Consider the following 21361-nt stretch of genomic DNA (forward strand, 5'->3'; position numbering starts at 1 on the left):
CATCGTTTTTCCCGGAGGCTGCTTGCACGCGCCAGAGCCTAGAGCGCGCAACCCACTGATCCTGTTGCGATAATCCGGAGGCTGGCGTGAAGGATGACGAGTTCAGGCCGAAGCTCGGCAAAATCCGGTCGGGTGGCTCGAAAGCCGGCAAGCGCTACGCCAACCAGCTTTTGGCGGCGATCAATCGGGCCGGCGGTACGCATCCGCGTGGCGGCCGCTTCACCGGAAGCCGGACGGGGCGCGGCGGCGCGGCGGCCGCGCTGCTCAGATCGCGGGACCGCTATGCAGCCTTCCGGCAACGCCGGGTGATGGTCAAGGCGCGTTTCGTCAGGCTGTCTGGCAAGGGTGTGGACGGGGCCCGCGCCCATCTGCGCTACATCCAGCGCGACGGTGTCACGCGGGAAGGGGAGCCAGGCGAACTCTACAGCGCCGAGAAGGATCGCGTGGACGGCAGGGAATTTGTCGGTCGGGCCGACGGCGACCGCCACCAGTTCCGCTTCATCGTCGCGCCGGAAGACGGCATCCAGTATGACGACCTCAGGCCGCTGACCCGGAGCCTCATGGCGCAGATGGAAGAAGATCTCGGCACCAAGCTCGACTGGGTCGCCGTTGATCATTTCAACACCGGTCACCCGCACACCCACATCATCGTCCGCGGCAAGGATGACCGCGGCGAGAATCTCGTCATCGCCCGCGAGTACATCTCGTCTGGCATCCGCGAGCGGGCGGCCGAGCTGGTCAGCCTCGACCTCGGCCCCCGCACCGACCGTGAGATCGAGCTTCGCCTGCGCCGGGAGATGGAACAGGAACGCTTCACCAGCATAGACCGGCAGCTGCTGCGCATGCGCGAGGATGATGGCTCTGTTTCGCCGGCGGATCGCGACGCGTTTCGTCAGACGCTGCACCAGGGCCGCCTGCGCAAGCTGGAGCGCATGGGTCTCGCCGAGGAGACCGGTCCGGGCCGCTGGCGCCTGAACGATGATCTCGAGCCCACGCTGCGCCGCATGGGCGAGCACGGCGACATCATCAAGACCATGCACCGCGAGCTGACCGGCAAGGGGCTCGTCCGCAGTGCCGCCGACTGCGTCATCCACGATCGATCTGGCGAGCCAGCCCAACCTGTCGTCGGCCGCATCGTCGCGCGCGGACTCGCCGATGAGATCAAGGACCGGCATTATCTCATCGTCGACGGCGTGGATGGCAGAACCCGCTACATCGATATCGGCAGGGGCGAGGCGACGGAACCGACGCCGGACGGCTGCATCGTACGGGTCACGCCAAGCAATGCCGAACCCAGGCAGGTTGACCGCACCGTCGTTGAGATCGCTGCCGCCAATGACGGGCGCTACAACATTGACACCCATCTGAAGCATGACCCGTCCGCCACGGAAGGCTTCGCCGAAACCCATGTCCGTCGGCTGGAGGCAATCCGCCGCGCGACCAACGGCGTGGAGCGCGAGCCGGACGGCACCTGGATCATCACACCGGATCATCTCGAGCGTGTCGCCGAATACGAACGTCAGCGTGCCAAAGCTGTGCCCGTCACGGTCGACAAGCTCTCTTCATTGAAGCTGGAGAGCCAAGTCGGTTTCGACGGCGCCACCTGGATCGATCGCGAGCTGGTTTCCGACAAACCAGAGCCCTTGCAGGATTCGGGCTTTGGACGCGACGTGCGAGAGGCACAGGCCCGTCGGCGGCAGTGGCTGATTGCAGAAGGGCTCGCGCGTGAAGAGCAGGATCGGATCCTCTACCGCGCAAACATGCTGGCGGTTCTGCGCCAGCGCGAGCTGATCCGTGTTGCCGGCCAGCTCGCGGAAGAACTCAGTCTGTCCTATGCCGAAGCGCGGCCCGGAGACCGGGTGAAGGGCACGCTCCGCCGCTCGGTCGAGCTCGCCAGTGGCAAATACGCCGTCATCCAGAAATCGCGCGAGTTTACGCTGGTCCCGTGGCGGCCGGTGCTCGACCGGCATATTGGTAACCAGGTGACCGGCGTTATGCGCGAGGAGGGGATTTCCTGGACGATCGGGCGGCAGAGAAGCGGACCCAGCGTTTCGTGATGACGGTCGTAGGGCGCTCTGCTTAGAGGGACATTCTGAGGCAGATCTCGCATATTCGTCATTGGACGGCCGCAATGCGCCCAGTTCCCAACGTTCAGCGGTGCCATCCGCCACCCGGAAAGCTGCCGTCCATTCGTGTTTCCGAGAGCGGTCTGGAGACTTGAACCTCGTGTAAGCGGTGAGGCTGGCGCGAAAGAATTTCGGGGTGTATGCCGGGTTGGAGTGGAGTTTGCGGGCTTAGGTTCGACGGCATTCGGCCGCCTTGGTAAACGTACAAGCTACCTAGACGGATCAGTTAGTTGTTCTTCGGAGTTTGCATCAACGGGCTGCTTGACTGGCATCGCGTCGTTGTTCGACACGTTGGCTGCTCTGGCTGGCAGCATCGATACTATCGAGTCCTTGAACGCTAGAGCCACCAGTCCGAGCAAAATAGGCGCTAGCACAGAAAGCATCACGGTGTTTCTGGTCTGAGCATTCCGTAAGTCGTGGATGCGACCGTCGATCTTTCGGTTTTCCTCTTCCAGCTTCTTCACGCCCTCCTTAAACCTTTGATCAAGTGCGTACAGTGTGTCATTTCCTCCTGTAAGGCTGCTGATCAAGGTTGGAGGTATCGTCGTTGCACCAGGCGCGGTCTTTCGCTTCTCCGAGGGGTGGTCGAGATCAGCGTACCAAATCAGGAAAAGCGGTAGACCGCGCTGCAGATGCACCGGAGCGGGCCCAGCATTGAATACCGCGAAAACAAGTGGCCCTTCCCAGCCAGGGTCTACGTGAAAGCCGGAAACATTGATTAAGCCCTTCATCTTGAACGTAGCTTTCATGGAAATGAAGGCCATTGCAGTCGGAGGGACTTTGACGGTCTCTTCAGTGAGCAGGAACGCAAACTGACCCGGGGGGATTTGAAATGCCTGTTCGTGCTGCAGCTGCTGTTTCGTAGTGGTATAGATGTCGGTGAGATTGGGCGTGACATACGCCTCCCGTCCAACCGTCAACTCGATGGAATTGCAGTCAACCTTGGGTGCTTCCGCACCGGCTACCAGTTCACCGACGCGGCTTTCGAGTGTCTGGCTGCTCCAAAATGCCATGGCGTCAATCCGCAATGTAGAATTGCCGGACAACCAGTTCCTTACGGCGCTCAGCGATGGCCTGGTTGAGGTCGAGCCCGCGCTCCATTGCCTGGCGTAAAGTCCAGCTCAAGACGTCGGCATTTGCGAGCCGGGCGATCGGCAGAAAGTCTTCCAAGTGGTCGATTTTCTCGCAGGCGTCGGCGAACCGGCCAGCCGCGTCGGCCAGCGAACGAAGTGGATCGACCTGGTCATTGTGGTCCGGCGAACATCTCTCGATATCCTCTTGAATGCGCTGATGTAGAGCATTTGCCACGCTCAAACACACCAAGGTCATGTCAACCAGTGTTCGATCCGCGGATTTCGGCTCGGAATTGCCGCGCGCTAGTCGACCAACATATTTGGCAAAGTGGAGACCATAGTGCTTGAGCCTATCTGGCTTGGGCAGGCAGATAACATCAGAATGGTTCCGTTGATCATGGCGGAACTGCGCCTGCTGCATCCCCAAAAAATCGTATGGCTGGCTCATTCGACTTACTTCCATCTCCTTCCGCGGGATCCCACATCTTGGTTTATGGTCACATAACCTAGTTGGCGATCCTCAGAGCAGAGTTCAACGACGCGAACCTACATGCCTGGCTTAGGTCTGAGCAATGCGCGAAGTCAATTCTCCCGACAGGATTGCACAGAAAAGCGCCGGTCACCCGATATTCCCGACCTCTCTGCGTATTTTTGCAGATGGGCAAAAGCCAGGCCCTTGACTCTGCGTTGTGTAAGATTATCTTACCATATGTAAGAAACGGAGGAAGAGATGGACCCGACCCATGTTCAACAGCATCTGATGGACGTTTTGACGACGATCCAGGCTATTAGCCAGGAAGCCTGCCCGACGCTCGATCCGACCGTCCGGCCGGCGGAGGAGTTGCCGAAGTTCAACAGTAAGGTTTGGCCGGTCGCAGCCGGTATGCTCGGCGCCGCGCTCGGCAAGGAGATCCCGCCGGAGGTAAACATCTTCGTTGACGATACCACAAAGCAGGCATTTACGATCGCTCAGACCGTTGCGCTGGTCTGCACGCTGATTAAGCAGCTCGATGCTCAGACGGCGGTGGCAGCGGCATGACCGACAAACCGACAGAACGACGCGCGCAGTTGGCCGAGCGCCTGAAGGAAGCGCGCAAGCTCGCTGGGCTCTCGCAGGGCCAGGTCGCGAAGCTGCTGGGGCTGCATCGCCCCTCCGTGTCGGAAATTGAGGCCGGCAACCGGCGCGTATCGGCCGAAGAGCTGTCGCAATTGGCCGAGCTCTATGACGTGAGTGCCGCCTGGCTGATGGGCGAGGTCCCCGACACGGTGGATGCAGCCGACCCGAGATTGCAACTCGCGGCGCGCGAGCTGACTAAATTGAAGCCTGATGATCTTGAGCGTCTGCTAAAGCTGATTGCGGCGATGCGTGACGACACGTCTGACCCGAAGGAACAGTAAGTCCATGAAGCTCAGGAGCGAAAAGACGATGCCGGATCGCAATGCTTTGGCAACCCAGGCCATGACGGCGTCGATTGCCGCTCGCACCAAAGCCGGACTGGACCTTTTCAATCCGATCTGCATCTTCGCACTCTGCAAGACGCACAAGGTCCAGGTGCGTTTCAACAATATCAACATGGAAGGCATGTATCAGCGGGGTACGCCTTCACGGATACATCTCTCGGCTCGTCGCCCCCTCCCGCGGCGGGCCTTCAATTGCGCCCACGAGCTCGGTCACCACGTCTTCGGGCATGGTTCGTCGATCGATGAATTGCGCGAAGACGCCAAGGAAAATCCTTGGGAGGATCCGAAGGAATTTCTGGCAGATAATTTTGCCGGTTTTGTCCTGATGCCGACTCTCGGGATGCGACAGGCTTTCGCAAAGCGCGGCTGGAAGCCGGATTCGGCGACACCCGTCCAGATCTTCCAGATCGCCTGCGAATTCGGGGTCGGATACACGACGCTGATCACCCATCTTTCGCAGTCCTTGAACATGCTGTCGCGCCCGCGGGCGACCGTCCTGAAGAAGCACAAGCCTGCGGCGATCCGGGCGGTTCTACTCGGGTCATTGTCCCCCGAGCCTCTCGTAATCGTCGACAATGCCTGGAGCACCTCGGTCGTCGATGCCGAAGTGGGCATGAGCGTTCTTCTACCCGCCGATTGCGAACCAGATAACGAAGCAATCACCGTCGTCAAAAATCTGCCCGAAGGTCGCCTTTTCGAGGCGCGTCATCCTGGCATCGTCAGGGTCATCCAGCCGAATACCGGCTGGGCGGTCTTCGTGCGGATTGCCCGGAAGCAATATGTCGGGTTGGCCGAGTTCCGTCATCTCGAGGAGGATACCGATGAGTAAGTCGAACAGCATCGCAATGGAGCCGTTCATCGTCAACGAGACCAGCGTTTCGCGTGCCTATGCGAGGGTTCTGCTTCGTATCGCCCAGGGACGGGGCAAGGAAGTCAGCCCGCTTGTCTTGTCGGTTTCCGAATTCGAGGAGGAAGACGACAAGCTGCGAAAATCGCTCGACACCTTGTTGCGGAGCAAGGGGAAGTGCTTCGTGGAGGACGTCGCTTACACGATCTTCCCCGAACGCCTATGGCAGATGGCGCAGGGTGATCGGGCCAAGCTTTTCAGTTTCTACAAGATGGCCTTTCCGGCCTATCAGGTGATGAACCGCACCGCGAACGGTCGAGGTCTGTATTTCGAGCGGATGGTGATGTATGGGCGCGGTCCCTGCGACGGCAATCAGCTAGAATATATGCTCGCGCAGTATGAGCGGCGCGGTGGAGTTCGCGACTCTATGATGCAGGTCACAACGTTTGACCCGGAGCGTGATCACACGCCAAGCGCCCAGTTAGGCTTCCCGTGCCTCCAGCATGTCACGTTCGTTCCGACGAAGAGCGGCCTAGTGCTCAATGCCTTCTATGCAACCCAGCAGATCTTCGACAAAGCATATGGCAATTACCTTGGGCTCAAACAGCTCGGCGAGTTCATGGGCCATGAGCTGAAAATCCCGCTTGTTCGTCTCAACGTCACGGTCGGGGTAGCGAAGCTCGAGCGAATCTCCAAGACGGACATCGGGTTGATACCCGTCATCGCGGCTGCTGAGGCCGCAATCAGCAAACCACAGGAATTGGGCACTGTAGGGCAAAATCTGCATCCTGCCCCAGCAGAGAATTGAAAACGTGAAAAGTGACGCCAGAATGCCAAGAAACCGCCGTCTAACGCCGTCTCGCTCCAAGGCGAACGAAGAGGTGGGGCAGCTGCCACTCAATATCGACGGTGCTTGCACGAACCTGCTGTGGACGACTGCCCTTGGCGAAGAAGACCGTCGATCGGCACCGACCATCATCGTCCAGCGTCTCAGCCCGCTCAAGGTAACGGCCGCCTATGAGAGCTACTGGCGGTTTGCGGCGGAACGCCAGCATATCTTTTTCAAGCGCGCAAAACGCACGCCGCAGCCCTGGACGCGCAATTCGGTACTATCGACCTATAAGTTCACCAATGCCTATCGTGCGTCGGACCGCGTCAGTCAGTACTTGATCCGCAACGTCATTTATCGCGACGACTTACCAAGCTCGAACGCTGAGTTGTTCTTCCGGATCATCCTATTCAAGCTCTTCAACAAGATCGAAACATGGAGACTGCTTGAGGCCGAGCTGGGGTCGGTGCTCTATCTTGACTATAATTTCGAACGCTATTGCGATGTTCTCCGGCGCGCCATGCAGCGTGGGGAAACGATTTACTCGGCCGCATACATCATGCCACCGGGAAGTTCTGCCTTCGGCTTTCCATCTAAGCATCAGAACCATCTCCGGTTGCTGGAAAAGATGATGAAGGACCAACTTCCCGAAAAATTGGGGGAAACAAGTTCGATGCAGTCTGCCTTCGAGCTTTTCCGGGACTACCCGACGATAGGCGATTTCCTCGCTTATCAGTTCACGACGGACATCAACTACAGCACGATCACGAACTTCTCGGAGATGGATTTCGTAGTTCCCGGTCCAGGTGCCCGCGACGGCCTCCGCAAATGCTTCGTCGACTTCGGCGGGTTGAGTGAGCCGGAGCTTATTAGATTCGTCGCCGACAAGCAGGAACAAGAGTTCGAGCGACTAGGTATCAACTTCCCCTCGCTTTGGGGGCGCCGTTTGCAGCTTATCGACTGCCAGAATCTGTTTTGTGAAATCGACAAATTCTCGCGCGTCGCTCATCCGGAAATTGCCGGAAGGACCGGGCGCACGCGCATCAAGCAGAAATTTAGCCAGACCATTGGGCCAATCGAGTTCTTTTACCCACCGAAATGGGGTCTCAACGAACGAATCCAGGCAGGGGCTTTCCCCAACGAGGCCTCGGATGACCCTCTCGAGCCCAACCGATGATCTGACGGAAAAAAATCGGCCGCCGTGCCAACGATTAACAAAGCAGGAGCGAAGAATGGACTTTAGAGCCTATCAGGTTGAAGCGCTTCGCACTGACGTTTCGGCTGCTGCTGGAAAAAACGGCACTGACGCCTTGATCGTGTCGATGCTCGGGTTGGGCGGGGAGGCTGGCCAGCTTCTAAGCGAATACAAGAAGCACCTGCGCGACGGAGAGGCACATAAGCTATTCAAGAACCGGGTTTGCGAAGAATTGGGCGATCTGTTGTGGTATCTTGCCAATGTCGCGAGCAAATTTGATCTCGATCTTGATGATGTCGCCAGGTTCAATCTCGCCAAGGTTCAAGAGCGCTGGGATGCAGCGAATAATCGCAAGCAAGCGTTCGATAGTGCCTGCATCGAGGCTGAGCGGCTTCCTCGGCAAATGGATGTCCTGTTCACAGAAATACTGATCGACGGACGTCCGATGGTGGAAATATCGGTTAACGGCGAGCGAATCGGCTCGCCGCTTGGCGACAATGCCTATGATCCCGATGGGTATCGATTTCACGACGTATTCCACTTGTCGTATGCAGCCGTTCTCGGCTGGTCACCGAATCTGCGGGCTTTTCTGAGGCGCAAACGAAAGAGCCAACCACTGCTTGACGAGGTTGAGGATGGAGGACGTGCGCGAATCTTGGAGGAGGCGGTTGTGGCTCTGACTTTTGATTATGCACGCGACCATAGTTTTCTAGCCGGCATCGATCAGGTTGACTATGGCCTTTTGAAAACGATTAGGAGCATGGTCGGTCATCTTGAGGTCGGGCGGTGCTCTCTCGCTGACTGGGAGGCTGCGATCTTCAAGGGGTTTGAGATTTGGAGGCAGATGATCGCAAATCGCGGTGGCCTGGTTCGCATCGATCTTGACGGGGGTTTAATCGTTTACGAGGCACCTGACGATGCCGCAGGCGCGGAGAAGTATCATAAAGTTCCTAGTTCAGGTGGCAATGGCGCTGGCGATTGCTTTTCCGCCGTCGTGGCTGAGGCTTACCAACCAGCTGCTCACGCCAAGGCTGTCGGATAGTTCGCGTGCTGCGCCGTGAAGCACCACAAAGGGCGATCCAGACTCATGGTTAAAAACCTCGACGTCTCGAAATGAAAATCCATTTCCAAAACCTCTTCCGAGCGCCTTAAGGACGGCCTCTTTCGCGGCAAATCGCGCTGCGATGCGCTCTGGGTTGGCCGCGATTTCGGCCAGACGCTGACGTTCGATGTCTGTAAAGGATCGATTGAGAAAGTCATCTGACAGTTTCAGCAAAGCTGTAACCTCTCCAACATCGACGAGGTCAACTCCATGTCCTAGAACCGACAAAATGATCTCCGTGGTACAATCTGCGCGGTCCCCCTAAAGCCCTACGCTCAGGATAGGCCGCTCAATTGCGCTCCGATCATGTGTTCATCAAAGCGCTGTTTAGCTGTCGCCCGACATCGTAGCACGAGCAGGAGGTGATCCCACTGTTCTGGAGGCAATCAAATATGTCAATACCGATGCTCGCGTTCGGTGCAGAGGATCACGATAGAAGTCGAGTGGGCCGCCAGCCCTCCATTAATATTTGTGGTAATAGACTTCAAAACGGTTAAGTTGCCCATGTTATCAGATCGGGTGATTAGTGCGCTTCAGGTTACTCATATCGTTGCTGATTTTCGTCGGCTCATACTTTCCGTTGAGCCTAATCCTGCTTGCTCAGGACTATCGGTATGAATGGCTCGCAGCTTCCGTCTGTGTTCCGTTTTCTGACGGATGCGTCATGCCGTTTAGGAATGCGGGTTTTTCAATCACACTTTTTGCTCTTTGTCTGGGATGCTTCCTGCTCTCCATCGCTGCCATCGCAACGGTACAACCCAAGACATCGATCGACATAATCGAATCGAAGTACGTTCCTGCCGAGCTTATGAGTTACACGCTTCCGTATGTCGTCTCCTTTATGAGCCTCGAGTACCAAGAGACCGGCAAATTTGTCGGCCTCATAATATTCCTGGGATGGATGTTTCTGATCACCTACCGTTCAGGCCAGTTGATTCTAAACCCGCTTCTCATCGTCTTCGGTTGGCGGCTTTACGAAGTGAAGTACTCATTCCCCGCAGACAATGCCGAACGGATAGGAAGGGTTCTTTCGAAGGTGCCAATCGAACCGAACCATCGCTATCGGCAATCTACGATTGAAGAGATTATGGTCGTCAAGGCGAACCATGACCAGGTGGGAGAGCACGATGCCGATCTTGGCCGATCTTAGGGCGCTGAACGTCGAAGGCGCGGAGGTTGCCCTGTGGACGGTGCGCGGTCCACGAGGGGCTGCCAACGCAGTGCCCATCTATTCGGGGCGATGGGTCGAAACGACCGATGGGGTCGATGAAGCGCTCAAGGCGACGCTCTCCAGTGATCTCGAACGGATCGAGGAAGTTCTCGACTACGGCCTTCTGGCACAAAACAATGAGGCGAGCGCCCTTCTCGTCCAAGCCGACGAAACGCACTTGGCGCATCTATTGGAAGAGATCGTAGCGGAGACTGTCCTGAAAAAGGCGGTGCAGGTGCGACATCTCCAGAACGCCAAATTCTACGTAGCGAAATTCATTGTCGGTCAGCAGATAGCCTACGGGATCCGGAAAACCGATCCTACATGGAAAACCAGAAAAGCCCGGTCCGTAAGAAACGTTTTTTTTCAGGACGAACGGCTCGCCATTGACGATCGGCCGCACTTCGAACTGAGCCGGACGTTCGATTTTATCGTCCTTGGTGGCGAAATCCTTATCTTGAACAAGCGCGCGTTCGAGTCGATCTTGCGACACAAGGCGGCCCAGCGGGAGGATTTCCAGGAACTCCAAGCAGAAGCCGAATTTCACGCGATATTCGTCAATGTTGCGCCGCTCGTCGGATACATAGGCGACAACAAGATTCAGCTTCGGCGCGCCTGTGCCATCCGCGCGAAAGGGCATTATCGCGACGAGGCGTTTATGGAGCGGCTGCGCGAAACCCACGCCGAGTATGGGTTCGCCTTGCAGTTCGACGACGATGGGAAAATCATCGCCACGCCTGAGACGTGCGCCGACATCATGAAGGCGCTGCTCGATCACCGTCTCAGGTCAGGGTTCTCGACGCTGATCTACGATGTTCAGGACACGACGCCAGTAAACATCTGATAGCAGTCGTACCTCTGCGACATCGCGGTCGCGGGGCTGACCGTCCGCTTATCGCGAGATTCGTCGGAGTTCCGTGTGATTTCCTCGGCCTACGTCTGGAATTGAGATGGTGGGTCCCTCGCCATTACGGTGTGATGCCCAAGGTGTCCTTGGGCCGTTGAACCGGAAAGGCAGCTTCCCACTCATCCTCACTCAAATCAGACGGTCCGTTTTCACCGGCCCACGTCGGACGCCAAATGTGTCCGCCCGATGGCACCAAAAGCGTACATAAGGCCCCTTCGATTGCCTGACACTGTGCGCCATGCTGCATTCCGTCTGTCAAAACAGCGGAGCTGCGCTCATGACACCGACGAAGCTCCTAATCGGCCAAATCGCCGTTGTCTTCACCATCGTCGTTCTGGGCGTATGGACGGCGACACAATGGTGCGCGCACATGCTGGGCTATCAGCCGCATCTGGGTCTGCCTTGGTTCGTCGCCAACGGCTGGCCGATCTACCAGCCTTGGAATCTGTTCGTGTGGTGGTTCCAGTTCGAGGCTTACGCACCCGAGGTTTTCGACAAGGCCGGCATGCTGGCGGCGGCCAGCGGCTTGATGGGCTGTGCCGCTGCGGTTGCTGGCTCGCTCTGGCGGGCACGGCAGGGTGGCCTGGTCACGACATACGGCTCGTCGCGATGGGCCACGAAGCGCGAGATCGAGAGGGCGGGATTGTTTCGGCCGGCCGGAGTATTCCTAGGTGAATTGCAGTTGCGCTATCTGCGCCATGACGGCCCTGAACATGTCATGGCCTTTGCGCCGACGCGTTCAGGCAAGGGCGTCGGATTGGTCGTTCCGACGCTTTTGTCCTGGACCGGCTCTGCGGTCATTCACGATATCAAGGGCGAGAACTGGCAATTAACCGCCGGTTGGCGGTCCAAGTTCTCGCACTGCCTTCTGTTCAATCCCACCGATCCGCGATCGGCGCGCTACAATCCGCTGCTGGAAGTGCGCAAAGGCCCACACGAGGTTCGCGACGTCCAGAACATCGCCGACATACTGGTCGATCCGGAAGGCGCGCTGGAGCGGCGCAATCACTGGGAGAAGACCAGTCACGCATTGCTGGTCGGCGCTATCCTGCATGTCCTCTATGCCGAGGAGGAGAAGACGCTTGCCCGCGTCGCCACCTTCCTGTCGGATCCGCAACGCTCGTTTGCCGCGACGCTGCGGCGGATGATGACCACCAATCATCTCGGCACGGCCGAAAAGCCGCAGATGCATCCCGTCGTCGCCTCGGCAGCACGCGAGGTGCTGAACAAATCGGAAAACGAGCGGTCGGGCGTGTTGTCCACGGCAATGAGCTTCCTCGGGCTTTATCGCGATCCGACGGTGGCGACGACGACATCGGCCTGCGACTGGCGCATTGCCGACTTAATGGATGGAGATCGTCCGGTGTCGCTCTATCTGGTCGTGCCGCCGTCCGACATCTCGCGAACCAAGCCGCTGGTGCGGCTCATCCTCAACCAGATCGGCCGGCGGCTCACCGAGCGGCTGGAGGGCGATCCCAAAAAGAGCCGAAAGCATCAACTGCTCATGATGCTGGACGAATTTCCGGCGCTGGGGCGGCTTGACTTCTTCGAGACGGCGCTCGCTTTCATGGCCGGTTACGGCATCCGCGCTTATCTGATCGCGCAATCCCTAAACCAGATCTCCAAGGCCTATGGCGAGAACAACGCCATTCTCGACAACTGCCATGTGAGGATCGCCTTTTCGTCCAACGACGAGCGAACAGCCAAGCGGATCTCGGATGCGCTCGGCATGGCGACGGAGCTGCGCGCCATGCGCAACTATGCCGGCCACCGGCTGGCGCCCTGGCTTTCGCATGTGATGGTCAGTCGCCAGGAGACCGCACGCCCGCTGCTGACGCCGGGCGAAGTAATGCAGTTGCCGCCGGCCGACGAGTTGGTGCTGGTCTCCGGTTTGCCTCCGATCCGCGCCAAGAAGCTGCGCTACTACGAAGATCGGAATTTCAGCGAGCGGGTGTTGCCTGCACCAGTTCTCGCAGACGGTCCTTATGCGGACCGACCGGCGCCACGGGCCGACGACTGGAACGGGCAGGTGCGCGGCGTTGACAGCCGACTTTCCACTACGGATGAGCAACTCGAAGCCGTTACGGAAGACGAAGGCGGCGTCCAGCAGCAGCGCCATCCCGGCCTGCCCGAGGAACGCACCGCCGCCAAACCGGAGCCCGACCAGGGTGATCTGTTCGGACCTCCGGATGACGAAGGCGATATGGCGGCCGAGAAGAAGGTCATCGACCGGATTTCCAATGCCGCGCGGGTGTACGGCATCAACGAGGGTATGGGCGAGGACAAGGACATCTTGCCCGGCTTCTGACCCTTCCAGAGCCGAGCGCATCTCAGCGTAGATAAGGGCCATAAGCGATCTCGGGCGTCTGAACGATGCTTGTTTCCGCAGCCGGCGCAGCAGCGCCGGCTAAACCGGAACGAGCCGCATGAAGCACGCACGCATCCGCCATCAGTTTCTGCTGGATTCAGAGCTGAGCGAAAAGCTCACCCAGCTCAGCCGCAGTCCCTCGACCACCAAGTCGGAGATCGTGGCGAAGGCGGTTCAGGCCTTCATCGACCAGCGCGGAGAGAATGAGCTCGACCGGCGCTACGGCAAGCGTCTCGATCGCCTGTCGCGAGACCTCGATCACGTCCGGCGCGATGCCGAGATGATCCTGGAGAGCCTGGCGCTCTTCATCCGCTTTTCCATCACGCTCCACGCTCACACACCGGTGCCCGACAAGGCAACGCAGGCGGTGGCGCAGGAGCGCTTCCAGAAATTCGTCGAGCAGGTCGGTCGCCAGATCGCGTCTGGCAAGCGCTCTCTGCGCGACGAAAACAGCGGGGGAGGGGACGAATGACCTCTCATCCCGAGGCCGATCACCGTCGCCGCGCCATGCTCCGCACCGCGATGGGGCAGGCAATCGCCGACGCCTTGGCGGACCCGTCCGTCATCGAGGTGATGGCCAATCCCGACGGCGTGCTGCGGCTCGACCGGCTCGGCGAGGGCCGCATCGATACCGGCGTGCGCCTGCACCCGCCCGAGGCCGAACGCATTGTCCGCCTCGTGGCCTCCCACGTCAGGGCCGAGGCCCATGCCGACAATCCGATCGTCAGCGCCGAGCTGCCCTCCGGCGAGCGCTTCGAGGGCCTGCTGCCTCCGGTGGCGCTGGCGCCATGCTTTGCCATCCGCAAGCCGGCCGCACGTGTCTACACGCTCGCCGATTACGTTGCCGATGGGATCATGATGCCGGTCCAGGCCGAAGCGCTGAAGAAGGTTGTGCGCGATCGTCGCAACATCCTGGTCGCCGGCGGGACATCGTCAGGCAAGACGACCCTCGCCAACGCGCTGTTGGCGCAAGTCGCCGAGTGCGACGAGCGCGTGATCCTGATCGAGGACACACGAGAACTGCAATGCGCGGCCAAGGATTGCGTTGCGCTCCGTACCCGACGCGGCTCAGTCACGCTCGCCGATCTCGTCCGTTCGACACTGAGGCTCAGGCCCGACCGCATCATCGTCGGCGAGGTGAGAGGTGCGGAAGCCCTCGACATGCTGAAGGCCTGGAACACCGGCCACCCGGGCGGCATCGCCACGGTTCACGCCAATTCGGCACGCTCTGCCCTCTACCGGGTCGAGCAGCTTGCCCAGGAAGCCGTCGTAACCGTCCCGCGCCGCCTCATCGCCGAAGCCATCGACCTGATCGTCTTCATCGCCGGGCGCGGCTCTTCGCGCCGCATCGATACAATCGCCGAAGTGACTGGCCTCGACGGCAATGGCGACTACGCGATCGCCCAGCTCACGCCCTCGCAACTCCAGCAGCTTTGAAAGGCCTCCTCATGCGCAAGAAGCTTAGTTTTCTGTCGTCAATCGCCATCGCGTTCCTTCTTACGGCTCCGGCTTATGCGGCCGGTTCGGGCATGCCGTGGGAAGAGCCGCTGCAGCGCATCCTGGAATCCGTTCAAGGGCCTGTCGCCAAGATTGTCGCGGTGATCATCATTATCGTCACCGGCCTGACGCTCGCCTTCGGCGACACGGCCGGCGGGTTCCGTCGGCTTATCCAGATCGTCTTCGGTCTCTCCATTGCCTTCGCAGCAAGCTCCTTCTTCCTCTCCTTCTTCTCGTTCGGCGGCGGGGCGCTCGTCTGATGGCGGCCGGCGAGCAGCATATCGAAGGCTTCGAGGTTACGGTTCACCGGGCCCTCACCGAGCCGATCCTGCTCGGCGGCGCGCCGCGGGCTGTGGCGATTCTCAACGGCACCGTGGCCGCGGCGATCGGGCTTGGGATGCAGCAGTGGATCGCTGGCCTGGTGCTCTGGATAGCCGGCCACACGCTCGCGGTCTTCGCCGCCCGCCGCGATCCGGATTTCGCGAGCGTGCTCGTCCGCCACCTTCGCCTGAAGGGCTGGCTCGCATGCTGAATCTTTCGGAATACCGCAGCAGAGCCAATCGGCTTGCCGATCATCTTCCATGGGCGGCATTGGTCGCGCCCGGCATCGTCCTCAACAAGGACGGCAGCTTCCAGCGCACGTTCCGATTTCGCGGGCCCGATCTCGAAAGCGCCACGGAAGCCGAACTGGTCGGCATCTGTGCCCGGGCCAACAATGCGCTGAGAAGGCTCGGCTCCGGCTGGGCATTTTTCTTCGAGGCCGAGCGCGTCGAGGCGCTCGGTTATCCCGAGTCGACCTTCCCCGACGCCGCGTCATGGCTGGTCGACGAGGAACGGCGCGCGGCCTTTGAAGGCAAAGTCGCGCATTTCGAGAGCCGCTACCACTTGACCTTGCTGTTCATGCCGCCGCCCGATGGCCAGGCTCGAGCGGAAAGCGCGCTCGTCGACTCCGAGCGTGAGACTGGGAAACGCGACTGGCGTCAGGAACTGACGCGATTCGGCGGCGAGACCGACCGTGTGCTCGATCTGCTCTCCGGCTTCATGCCCGAGGTGCGCGCGCTCGACGATGCCGAGACGCTTACATTCCTGCACGGCACGATCTCGACCGGGCGCCATCCGGTCGCCGTACCGGAAACGCCGATGTACCTCGACGGCGTCCTGGTCGACACGCCGCTTACCGGCGGACTGGAGCCGATGCTGGGCGAACAGCATCTGCGCACGCTCACCATTCTTGGTTTCCCGAATGTCACCCGGCCCGGCATCCTCGATGCGCTCAATCACCAGGAATTCGCCTATCGTTGGGTGACGCGCTTCATTCCGCTCGACAAGACGGAAGCCACAAAGACGCTGACGAAGCTGCGCCGGCAATGGTTCGCCAAGCGCAAATCGATCAGCGCGATCCTGCGCGAGGTGGTCACCAACGAGCCGGTTCCGCTCGTCGACAGCGATGCCGAGAACAAGGCGCTCGATGCGGACGCCGCGCTGCAGGCGCTGGGCGGCGACCATGTCGGCTTCGGCTATCTCACCGCCACGGTTACAGTCTGGGACGAGGACCGCCAGGCCGCCGACGAGAAGCTTCGCGCGGTAGAGCGCATTGTTAACGGGCTCGGCTTCACCACGATCCGCGAGAGCGTCAATGCGGTCGAGGCCTGGCTCGGAACACTGCCTGGCCACGTCTATGCCAATGTCCGTCAGCCACTCGTGCATACGCTGAACCTTGCCCATCTCATGCCGCTGTCATCGGTGTGGTCCGGTCCGGAGGCGAACGAGCATCTGGTTAAGGTCACCGGGACAGAAGCTCCGCCGCTGCTGTTTGCCGAGACCAGCGGCTCAACGCCCTTCCGGCTTTCCACCCATGTCGGCGATGTCGGCCATATGCTGATCGTCGGCCCGACCGGCGCTGGCAAGTCCGTTCTGCTTGCGCTCATTGCACTGCAGTTCCGCCGCTATCCCGGCGCTCAGGTCTATGTCTTCGACAAGGGCAATTCCGCGCGGGCGGCGACTCTTGCGATGGACGGCGAGCATCATGCGCTCGGCGCTGACGGTTCATTCGCCTTCCAGCCGCTGCGCAACATCGACGATCCGGCCGTCCGCGGCTGGGCCGCGGAATGGATCGCCGGCCTGCTCGCTCATGAGAAGGTCACCGTCACGCCAGAGGTGAAGGAGGCGCTCTGGTCGGCGCTGACCAGCCTCGCCACCGCACCTGCACAGGAACGGACGCTCACCGGCCTTTCGGTGCTGCTTCAGTCCAATCCACTCAAGTCAGCATTGATGCCCTACACGCTGGACGGCCCCTACGGCCCGCTGCTCGACGCCGATCATGACCGGCTGGCGCTGTCGGATGTGCAGTGCTTCGAGACCGAGGAGTTGATGCACAGCCAAGGCGTCGTCCTGCCTGTGCTCACCTACCTGTTCCATCGGCTTGAGGAGCGCTTCGACGGACGGCCGACCTTGCTTATTCTCGACGAGGCCTGGGTCTATCTCGACAACCCGCTCTTTGCCGCCCGGATCCGCGAATGGCTGAAGGTGATGCGCAAGAAGAACGTGTCGGTGATCTTCGCCACGCAGTCGCTCGCCGACATCGCCGGTTCCTCCATCGCGCCGGCAATTATCGAGAGCTGTCCGCAGCGCATTTTTCTTCCCAATGACCGTGCAGTGGAACCGCAAGCGCGGGCAGCCTACGAGCGCTTCGGTCTGAACGAGCGGCAGATCGAACTGATCGCCCGCGCCACGCCGAAGCGTCACTATTATCTGCAGTCGCGACGCGGCAACCGGCTGTTCGAGCTGGGATTGGGTCCCGCGGCACTCGCGCTTTCCGGCGCCTCCGATCCGGCTGCGCAGACCCTCATCGACACGCTCGTTTCCGAGCACGGCCGGCGCGACTTCGCTTCCCGATTCCTGAGCGCTCGCGGTCTCGAATGGGCCGCCGAGCTTCTCGGGCAATACCCCCAACCAGAATAGGAGCATTCAGAATCATGCGGCGCCACCTTGTTACGGGACTTGTCACCGTGTCCCTCATCCTCAAGCCGATCGCCGGATTTGCCCCACCGGCTTTCGCAGTCACCGTCTTCGATCCCAAGAATTATGCAGAAAACGTGCTGACGGCGGCACGCTCGCTGGAGCAGATCAACAATCAGATCCAGTCGCTGCAGAACCAGGCGACCATGCTGCAGAACATGGCGCGCAACCTTCAGCGCCTGGATTTCTCCTCGCTAGGCCAGCTGACCGGCGCACTTAACCGTATCGACGGACTGATGATCCAGGCCGACGGGCTGAGTTTTGACCTCGACCAGCTCGAGAGTGAATGGCGAGAAAAGTATCCGGAAAGCTACGACGGCACGATCAAGGTGAACGACCTAGCGTCGGCAGCACGCGAGCGCTGGCAAAGCGCCATGAAGGCCTTCCGTCAGACCATGCGAGTGCAGTCGCAGATCGTCGAGAACGTCCAGACCGACGGCGATGTGCTTGCTGAGCTCGTCAACCGCAGCCAGGGCGCCGCCGGCGCACTGGAGGCCCAGCAGGCGACCAACCAGCTGATCGCGCTGTCGGCCAAGCAGCAGATGCAGATCCAGACGCTGTTTGCGACCCAGTATCGGGCCGAAGCCGAGGACGCCGCCCGCAAGGCGCAGTCGGAGGAAGCCGCGCGCGAGACGACGCGGCGCTTCCTCGGCTCTGGCAAGGCCTATCCCGGCAACTGAGCCGGCATCCGTTGGAGCGAGGAAAGCGGCGGCATGAACGATCTCGGCGTCATCGACCGATTTATGGAGACCTTCATCCGCTACATTGACAGCGGGTTTGGTCTGCTCTCGGGCGACGTCGCTTTCCTCACTACCATCGTGATCGGCATCGATATCACGCTGGCAGGCCTGTTCTGGGCGCTTGGCGGTGAGCACGACATTTTCGGCCGGCTTCTCCGCAAGGTGCTTTATGTCGGCGTCTTCGCGTTCATCCTGAACAATTATGCGAACCTCGCCGGCATCATCTACCGCTCCTTCGCCGGGCTCGGGATCAATGCCTCGGGCGGAGGTCTCTCGCCCGACGATCTTCTGCGGCCGGGCCGCATTGCCGCCACCGGTTTCGAAGGCGCCTGGCCACTGCTCGATCAGGCAAGCCAGCTTCTCGGCTTCCCGGAATTCTTCGGCAACGCGCTCACCATCTTCGTGCTGTTGCTCGCCTGGTTCCTCGTCATCATCGCCTTCTTCATCCTCTCCATCCAGCTCTTCATCACCATCCTGGAGTTCAAGCTCACGACGCTAGCCGGCTTCGTGCTTGTGCCCTTTGCGCTCTGGAATCGCTCGGCTTTCCTGGCCGAGCGCGTGCTTGGCAATGTGATAGCGTCCGGCATCAAGGTGATGGTGCTTGCGGTCATCGTCGGCATCGGCTCCACGCTCTTTGCCGAGTTTGCTTCTGCACCGCAGGGCCAGGAGCCGGACCTTGCCGCCGCCATGTCGCAGGTGCTGGGCGCGCTGGCGCTGCTCGGTCTCGGCATCTTCGGACCGGGCATCGCCTCCGGGCTAGTTTCCGGCGCACCTCAGCTTGGTGCAGGCGCAGCGCTCGGAACCACGGCAACGGCGGCGGGCGCGACGCTCGTTGCCGGCGGCACGGCATTCGCTGGCGCCCGTATGGCTGCCGGCGGCAGTTTGGCCGCGGTACGCGCCGGCACGGCCATGGGTTCCGCTACCTCCACGGCCTACCGCCTTGGAAGGGACACGTCCGCCGAGTCCGGTCTGGCCGGCGGCGTGGCTGGAATGGGCGGCGTGGCGCGTGCCGCGGGTGGCGTAGTCGTGCGGAGAGCCCGGACGGTAACAGATCCGATCCGTCGAAGCGTCGAAGCCGGCCGCGATGCCGCCTGGACGGCGACGGGCGGTGCACCGAACTCTTCCCGGCAGGAGGCCGCCGCCAACACATCTGCCGATGCCGCGCCGGCCTGGGCAAAACGCCTGCGTTCCGAGCAGACGGCCCGAGCCCATCGGCATACCGCGATGCAAGCAATCCGCGACGGCGACCGGCCGGGAGGCGGCGCCAATCCCTCCCTCAACGACAAGGACGACTAGATGCTCTTCAAGCGACCCGTTCAGCGTTACGGGAAGACACCCGAACCCGCCACGCCCTATCAGAGAGCCAGCCAGCTTTGGGACGAGCGCATCGGCTCCGCTCGCGTACAAGCCAAGAACTGGCGGCTCATGGCCTTCGGCTGCCTGGCGCTGGCGACCGGCCTCTCCGGCGGACTTCTGTGGCAGTCGATGCAAAGCCGCGTCGTGCCTTACGTCATCGAGGTCGACCGATTTGGTGAGGCGCGCGCCGTCGCACCGGCGATCCAGGACTACGAGCCTTCCGATGCCCAGATCGCCTGGCATCTCGGCCGCTTCATTTCGAATGTCCGCTCTATCTCCACCGATCCGGTGCTGGTGCGGCAGAACTGGCTTTCGGCTTACGACTTCGCCACGGACCGCGCCGCTCTCTTCCTCAACGAATACGCCAAGGCGAACGACCCGTTCGGCAAGATCGGCACGCGCAGCGTGTCGGTGCAGGTCACCAGCGTTGTGAGGGCGTCCAATAGTTCGTTCCAGGTCAAATGGACCGAACAGGTTTTTGAGCGGGGCAGCCTCGCCAGCACGACCCGCTGGATCGCGATCCTAACGATGGTGATCCGTCCGCCAGGCAATACCGACCAGCTGCGCAAGAACCCGCTCGGCGTCTTCGTCAACGCCATCGACTGGTCGCGCGAGCTCGACAGCGCCGCGCCGACACCTGTTTCCCCGAAGGAGCCAGCAAATGAAGAATAGAGCGTCCTCGATCCGTGCTGCGCTGATCGCATCCGCGTCCGTGCTTGCCATGTCTGCCTGCGCGTCGAAGCCGGTTCTGCCGCCCGAGATCTCGTATGATGCGGCGGACTTCAAAACGGCCGTCATCGAGAAGGCGCCGGACAAGCCGGTGAAGATCGTCGAAGTCCCAAAACCCCTTCCACTGCCAGGTCAGCTGCAGCCCGAACCGGGAAAGGTGGCCGAGGATCAGCGCTCACCCAAGGATCGCGTCGCCGATGCCAACAAGGCCGCCACCCAGGAACCGACGAAACATGGCTATCTCAACGCGGTTCAGGTCTACCCATACGCGGAAGGCGCGCTCTACCAGCTCTATGCGGCACCCGAGCGCGTCACCGATATTGCGCTGCAGCCGGGCGAGACGCTCACCTCGGTGTCGGCCGGCGACACGGTGCGCTGGGTGATAGGCGACACGGTGAGTGGCTCCGGAGACAACCAGCGCACCCATGTGTTGGTCAAGCCTTTCGCGCCGTGGCTCAAGACCAATCTCGTCGTAACGACGGACCGCCGCTCCTATCATCTGCAGCTCGAAAGCACGGAAAAGACCGCCATGGCGGCGATCTCCTGGACCTACAGCGAGGACGAGATCATCGCCCTGCGTCGGCGCAATGCTGAAGCCGAGGCTGCCATGCCGGTAGCGTCCAACGTGGCGCTGGACGATATCCGCTTCCGTTATTCCATTACCGGCGACACCCCTCCCTGGCGCCCGGTGCGCGCCTTCGACGACGGCCATAAGGTCTATATCGAGTTTCCGCGCCGCATCGATCAGGGCGAGGCACCGCCGCTCTTCGTGGTCGGCGCCAAGGGCGACAACCAGCTCGTCAACTATCGGATGCGCGGCAACTACTACGTCGTCGACCGGCTCTTTGCCGCCGCCGAACTGCGGCTTGGTACGGAGCCGCAGCAGGTGGTGCGCATCACGAG

22 protein-coding genes are annotated in these 21361 nt (G+C 60.7%); 19 read left to right on the forward strand and 3 right to left on the reverse strand.

What is annotated here, in order from left to right; genetic code table 11:
• The first annotated feature begins 86 nt into the window (after positions 1–86).
• The gene (rlxS, locus tag G6N73_RS38055; protein ID WP_165032861.1) at positions 87–2057 is read left to right on the forward strand and encodes a relaxase/mobilization nuclease RlxS; all 1971 of its coding nucleotides are present in this window, start codon (positions 87–89) and stop codon (positions 2055–2057) included.
• A gap of 278 nt (positions 2058–2335) precedes the next feature.
• Here the strand turns inward: rlxS and G6N73_RS25935 are convergent, their stop codons facing one another.
• Both G6N73_RS25935 and G6N73_RS25940 read right to left on the reverse strand, forming a co-directional pair.
• Positions 2336–3139: a dCTP deaminase domain-containing protein gene (locus G6N73_RS25935; RefSeq protein ID WP_165032862.1), complete on the reverse strand. Its 804-nt coding sequence runs from the start codon at positions 3137–3139 to the stop codon at positions 2336–2338.
• Between the two features lie 4 nt (positions 3140–3143).
• Entirely contained in the window at positions 3144–3647 is a 504-nt protein-coding gene (locus G6N73_RS25940) for a hypothetical protein (RefSeq protein ID WP_165032863.1), read from the reverse strand.
• A gap of 282 nt (positions 3648–3929) precedes the next feature.
• Here G6N73_RS25940 and G6N73_RS25945 point away from each other — a divergent pair, with 282 nt between their 5' ends.
• The 6 genes from G6N73_RS25945 to G6N73_RS25970 are packed head-to-tail and all read left to right on the forward strand — an operon-like array spanning position 3930 to position 8573.
• Positions 3930–4238 carry a hypothetical protein gene (locus G6N73_RS25945; protein WP_165032864.1) on the forward strand — a complete coding sequence of 103 codons (309 nt, stop codon included), beginning with the start codon at positions 3930–3932 and terminating at the stop codon, positions 4236–4238.
• Positions 4235–4597, forward strand: a complete 363-nt coding sequence (locus G6N73_RS25950; protein ID WP_165032865.1) for a helix-turn-helix domain-containing protein — start codon at positions 4235–4237, stop codon at positions 4595–4597. The genes G6N73_RS25945 and G6N73_RS25950 overlap by 4 nt, the downstream gene beginning before the upstream one ends.
• Before the next feature lie 4 nt (positions 4598–4601).
• Positions 4602–5489 (forward strand): ImmA/IrrE family metallo-endopeptidase, encoded by an 888-nt coding sequence (locus G6N73_RS25955; RefSeq protein WP_165032866.1) that lies wholly within the window; start codon positions 4602–4604, stop codon positions 5487–5489.
• Positions 5482–6315 carry a thymidylate synthase family protein gene (locus G6N73_RS25960; protein ID WP_165032867.1) on the forward strand — a complete coding sequence of 278 codons (834 nt, stop codon included), beginning with the start codon at positions 5482–5484 and terminating at the stop codon, positions 6313–6315. Before G6N73_RS25955 ends, G6N73_RS25960 begins: the two co-directional genes overlap by 8 nt.
• Before the next feature lie 4 nt (positions 6316–6319).
• Positions 6320–7513 (forward strand): nucleotide kinase domain-containing protein, encoded by a 1194-nt coding sequence (locus G6N73_RS25965; RefSeq protein ID WP_343044742.1) that lies wholly within the window; start codon positions 6320–6322, stop codon positions 7511–7513.
• Positions 7514–7568: 55 nt separating this feature from the next.
• Positions 7569–8573 (forward strand): nucleoside triphosphate pyrophosphohydrolase family protein, encoded by a 1005-nt coding sequence (locus G6N73_RS25970; protein WP_165032868.1) that lies wholly within the window; start codon positions 7569–7571, stop codon positions 8571–8573.
• Here G6N73_RS25970 and acpS read toward each other — a convergent pair.
• The gene (acpS, locus tag G6N73_RS25975) at positions 8487–8861 is read right to left on the reverse strand and encodes a holo-ACP synthase (protein WP_165032869.1); all 375 of its coding nucleotides are present in this window, start codon (positions 8859–8861) and stop codon (positions 8487–8489) included. The two genes, G6N73_RS25970 and acpS, sit on opposite strands and share 87 nt — an antisense overlap.
• Positions 8862–9183: 322 nt before the next feature.
• Between acpS and G6N73_RS25980 the strand changes: the two genes are divergently transcribed.
• From G6N73_RS25980 to trbG, 12 genes are all read left to right on the forward strand, one after another.
• Positions 9184–9783: a hypothetical protein gene (locus tag G6N73_RS25980; protein ID WP_165032870.1), complete on the forward strand. Its 600-nt coding sequence runs from the start codon at positions 9184–9186 to the stop codon at positions 9781–9783.
• Positions 9761–10687 (forward strand): Kiwa anti-phage protein KwaB-like domain-containing protein, encoded by a 927-nt coding sequence (locus G6N73_RS25985; RefSeq protein WP_165032871.1) that lies wholly within the window; start codon positions 9761–9763, stop codon positions 10685–10687. The genes G6N73_RS25980 and G6N73_RS25985 overlap by 23 nt, the downstream gene beginning before the upstream one ends.
• A 340-nt stretch (positions 10688–11027) precedes the next feature.
• Positions 11028–13058, forward strand: a complete 2031-nt coding sequence (locus tag G6N73_RS25990) for a conjugal transfer protein TraG (protein ID WP_165032872.1) — start codon at positions 11028–11030, stop codon at positions 13056–13058.
• Positions 13059–13176: 118 nt separating this feature from the next.
• A complete protein-coding gene (locus G6N73_RS25995; RefSeq protein ID WP_165032873.1) occupies positions 13177–13590 on the forward strand; it encodes a CopG family transcriptional regulator in 414 nt (137 codons plus the stop codon).
• Complete coding sequence (gene trbB, locus G6N73_RS26000; RefSeq protein WP_165032874.1) at positions 13587–14555, forward strand: P-type conjugative transfer ATPase TrbB; 969 nt, start codon at positions 13587–13589, stop codon at positions 14553–14555. The genes G6N73_RS25995 and trbB overlap by 4 nt, the downstream gene beginning before the upstream one ends.
• A gap of 11 nt (positions 14556–14566) precedes the next feature.
• Positions 14567–14875, forward strand: coding sequence for a TrbC/VirB2 family type IV secretion system protein (locus G6N73_RS26005; protein WP_165032875.1), 309 nt, complete (start codon positions 14567–14569; stop codon positions 14873–14875).
• Positions 14875–15147: a VirB3 family type IV secretion system protein gene (locus G6N73_RS26010; protein ID WP_165032876.1), complete on the forward strand. Its 273-nt coding sequence runs from the start codon at positions 14875–14877 to the stop codon at positions 15145–15147. The genes G6N73_RS26005 and G6N73_RS26010 overlap by 1 nt, the downstream gene beginning before the upstream one ends.
• Complete coding sequence (gene trbE, locus G6N73_RS26015) at positions 15141–17576, forward strand: conjugal transfer protein TrbE (protein ID WP_165032877.1); 2436 nt, start codon at positions 15141–15143, stop codon at positions 17574–17576. The genes G6N73_RS26010 and trbE overlap by 7 nt, the downstream gene beginning before the upstream one ends.
• 14 nt (positions 17577–17590) lie before the next feature.
• A complete protein-coding gene (gene trbJ, locus G6N73_RS26020; protein WP_206079084.1) occupies positions 17591–18313 on the forward strand; it encodes a P-type conjugative transfer protein TrbJ in 723 nt (240 codons plus the stop codon).
• 33 nt (positions 18314–18346) lie between these two features.
• Positions 18347–19669, forward strand: a complete 1323-nt coding sequence (gene trbL, locus G6N73_RS26025) for a P-type conjugative transfer protein TrbL (protein ID WP_165032878.1) — start codon at positions 18347–18349, stop codon at positions 19667–19669.
• Complete coding sequence (gene trbF / locus G6N73_RS26030; protein WP_165032879.1) at positions 19670–20401, forward strand: conjugal transfer protein TrbF; 732 nt, start codon at positions 19670–19672, stop codon at positions 20399–20401.
• A partial coding sequence (gene trbG, locus G6N73_RS26035) for a P-type conjugative transfer protein TrbG (RefSeq protein WP_165032880.1) occupies positions 20391–21361 on the forward strand: 971 nt, incomplete at its 3' end. The genes trbF and trbG, both read left to right, overlap by 11 nt.

Source organism: Allomesorhizobium camelthorni (assembly GCF_011045125.1).
Classification (GTDB): Bacteria; Pseudomonadota; Alphaproteobacteria; order Rhizobiales; family Rhizobiaceae; genus Allomesorhizobium; species Allomesorhizobium camelthorni.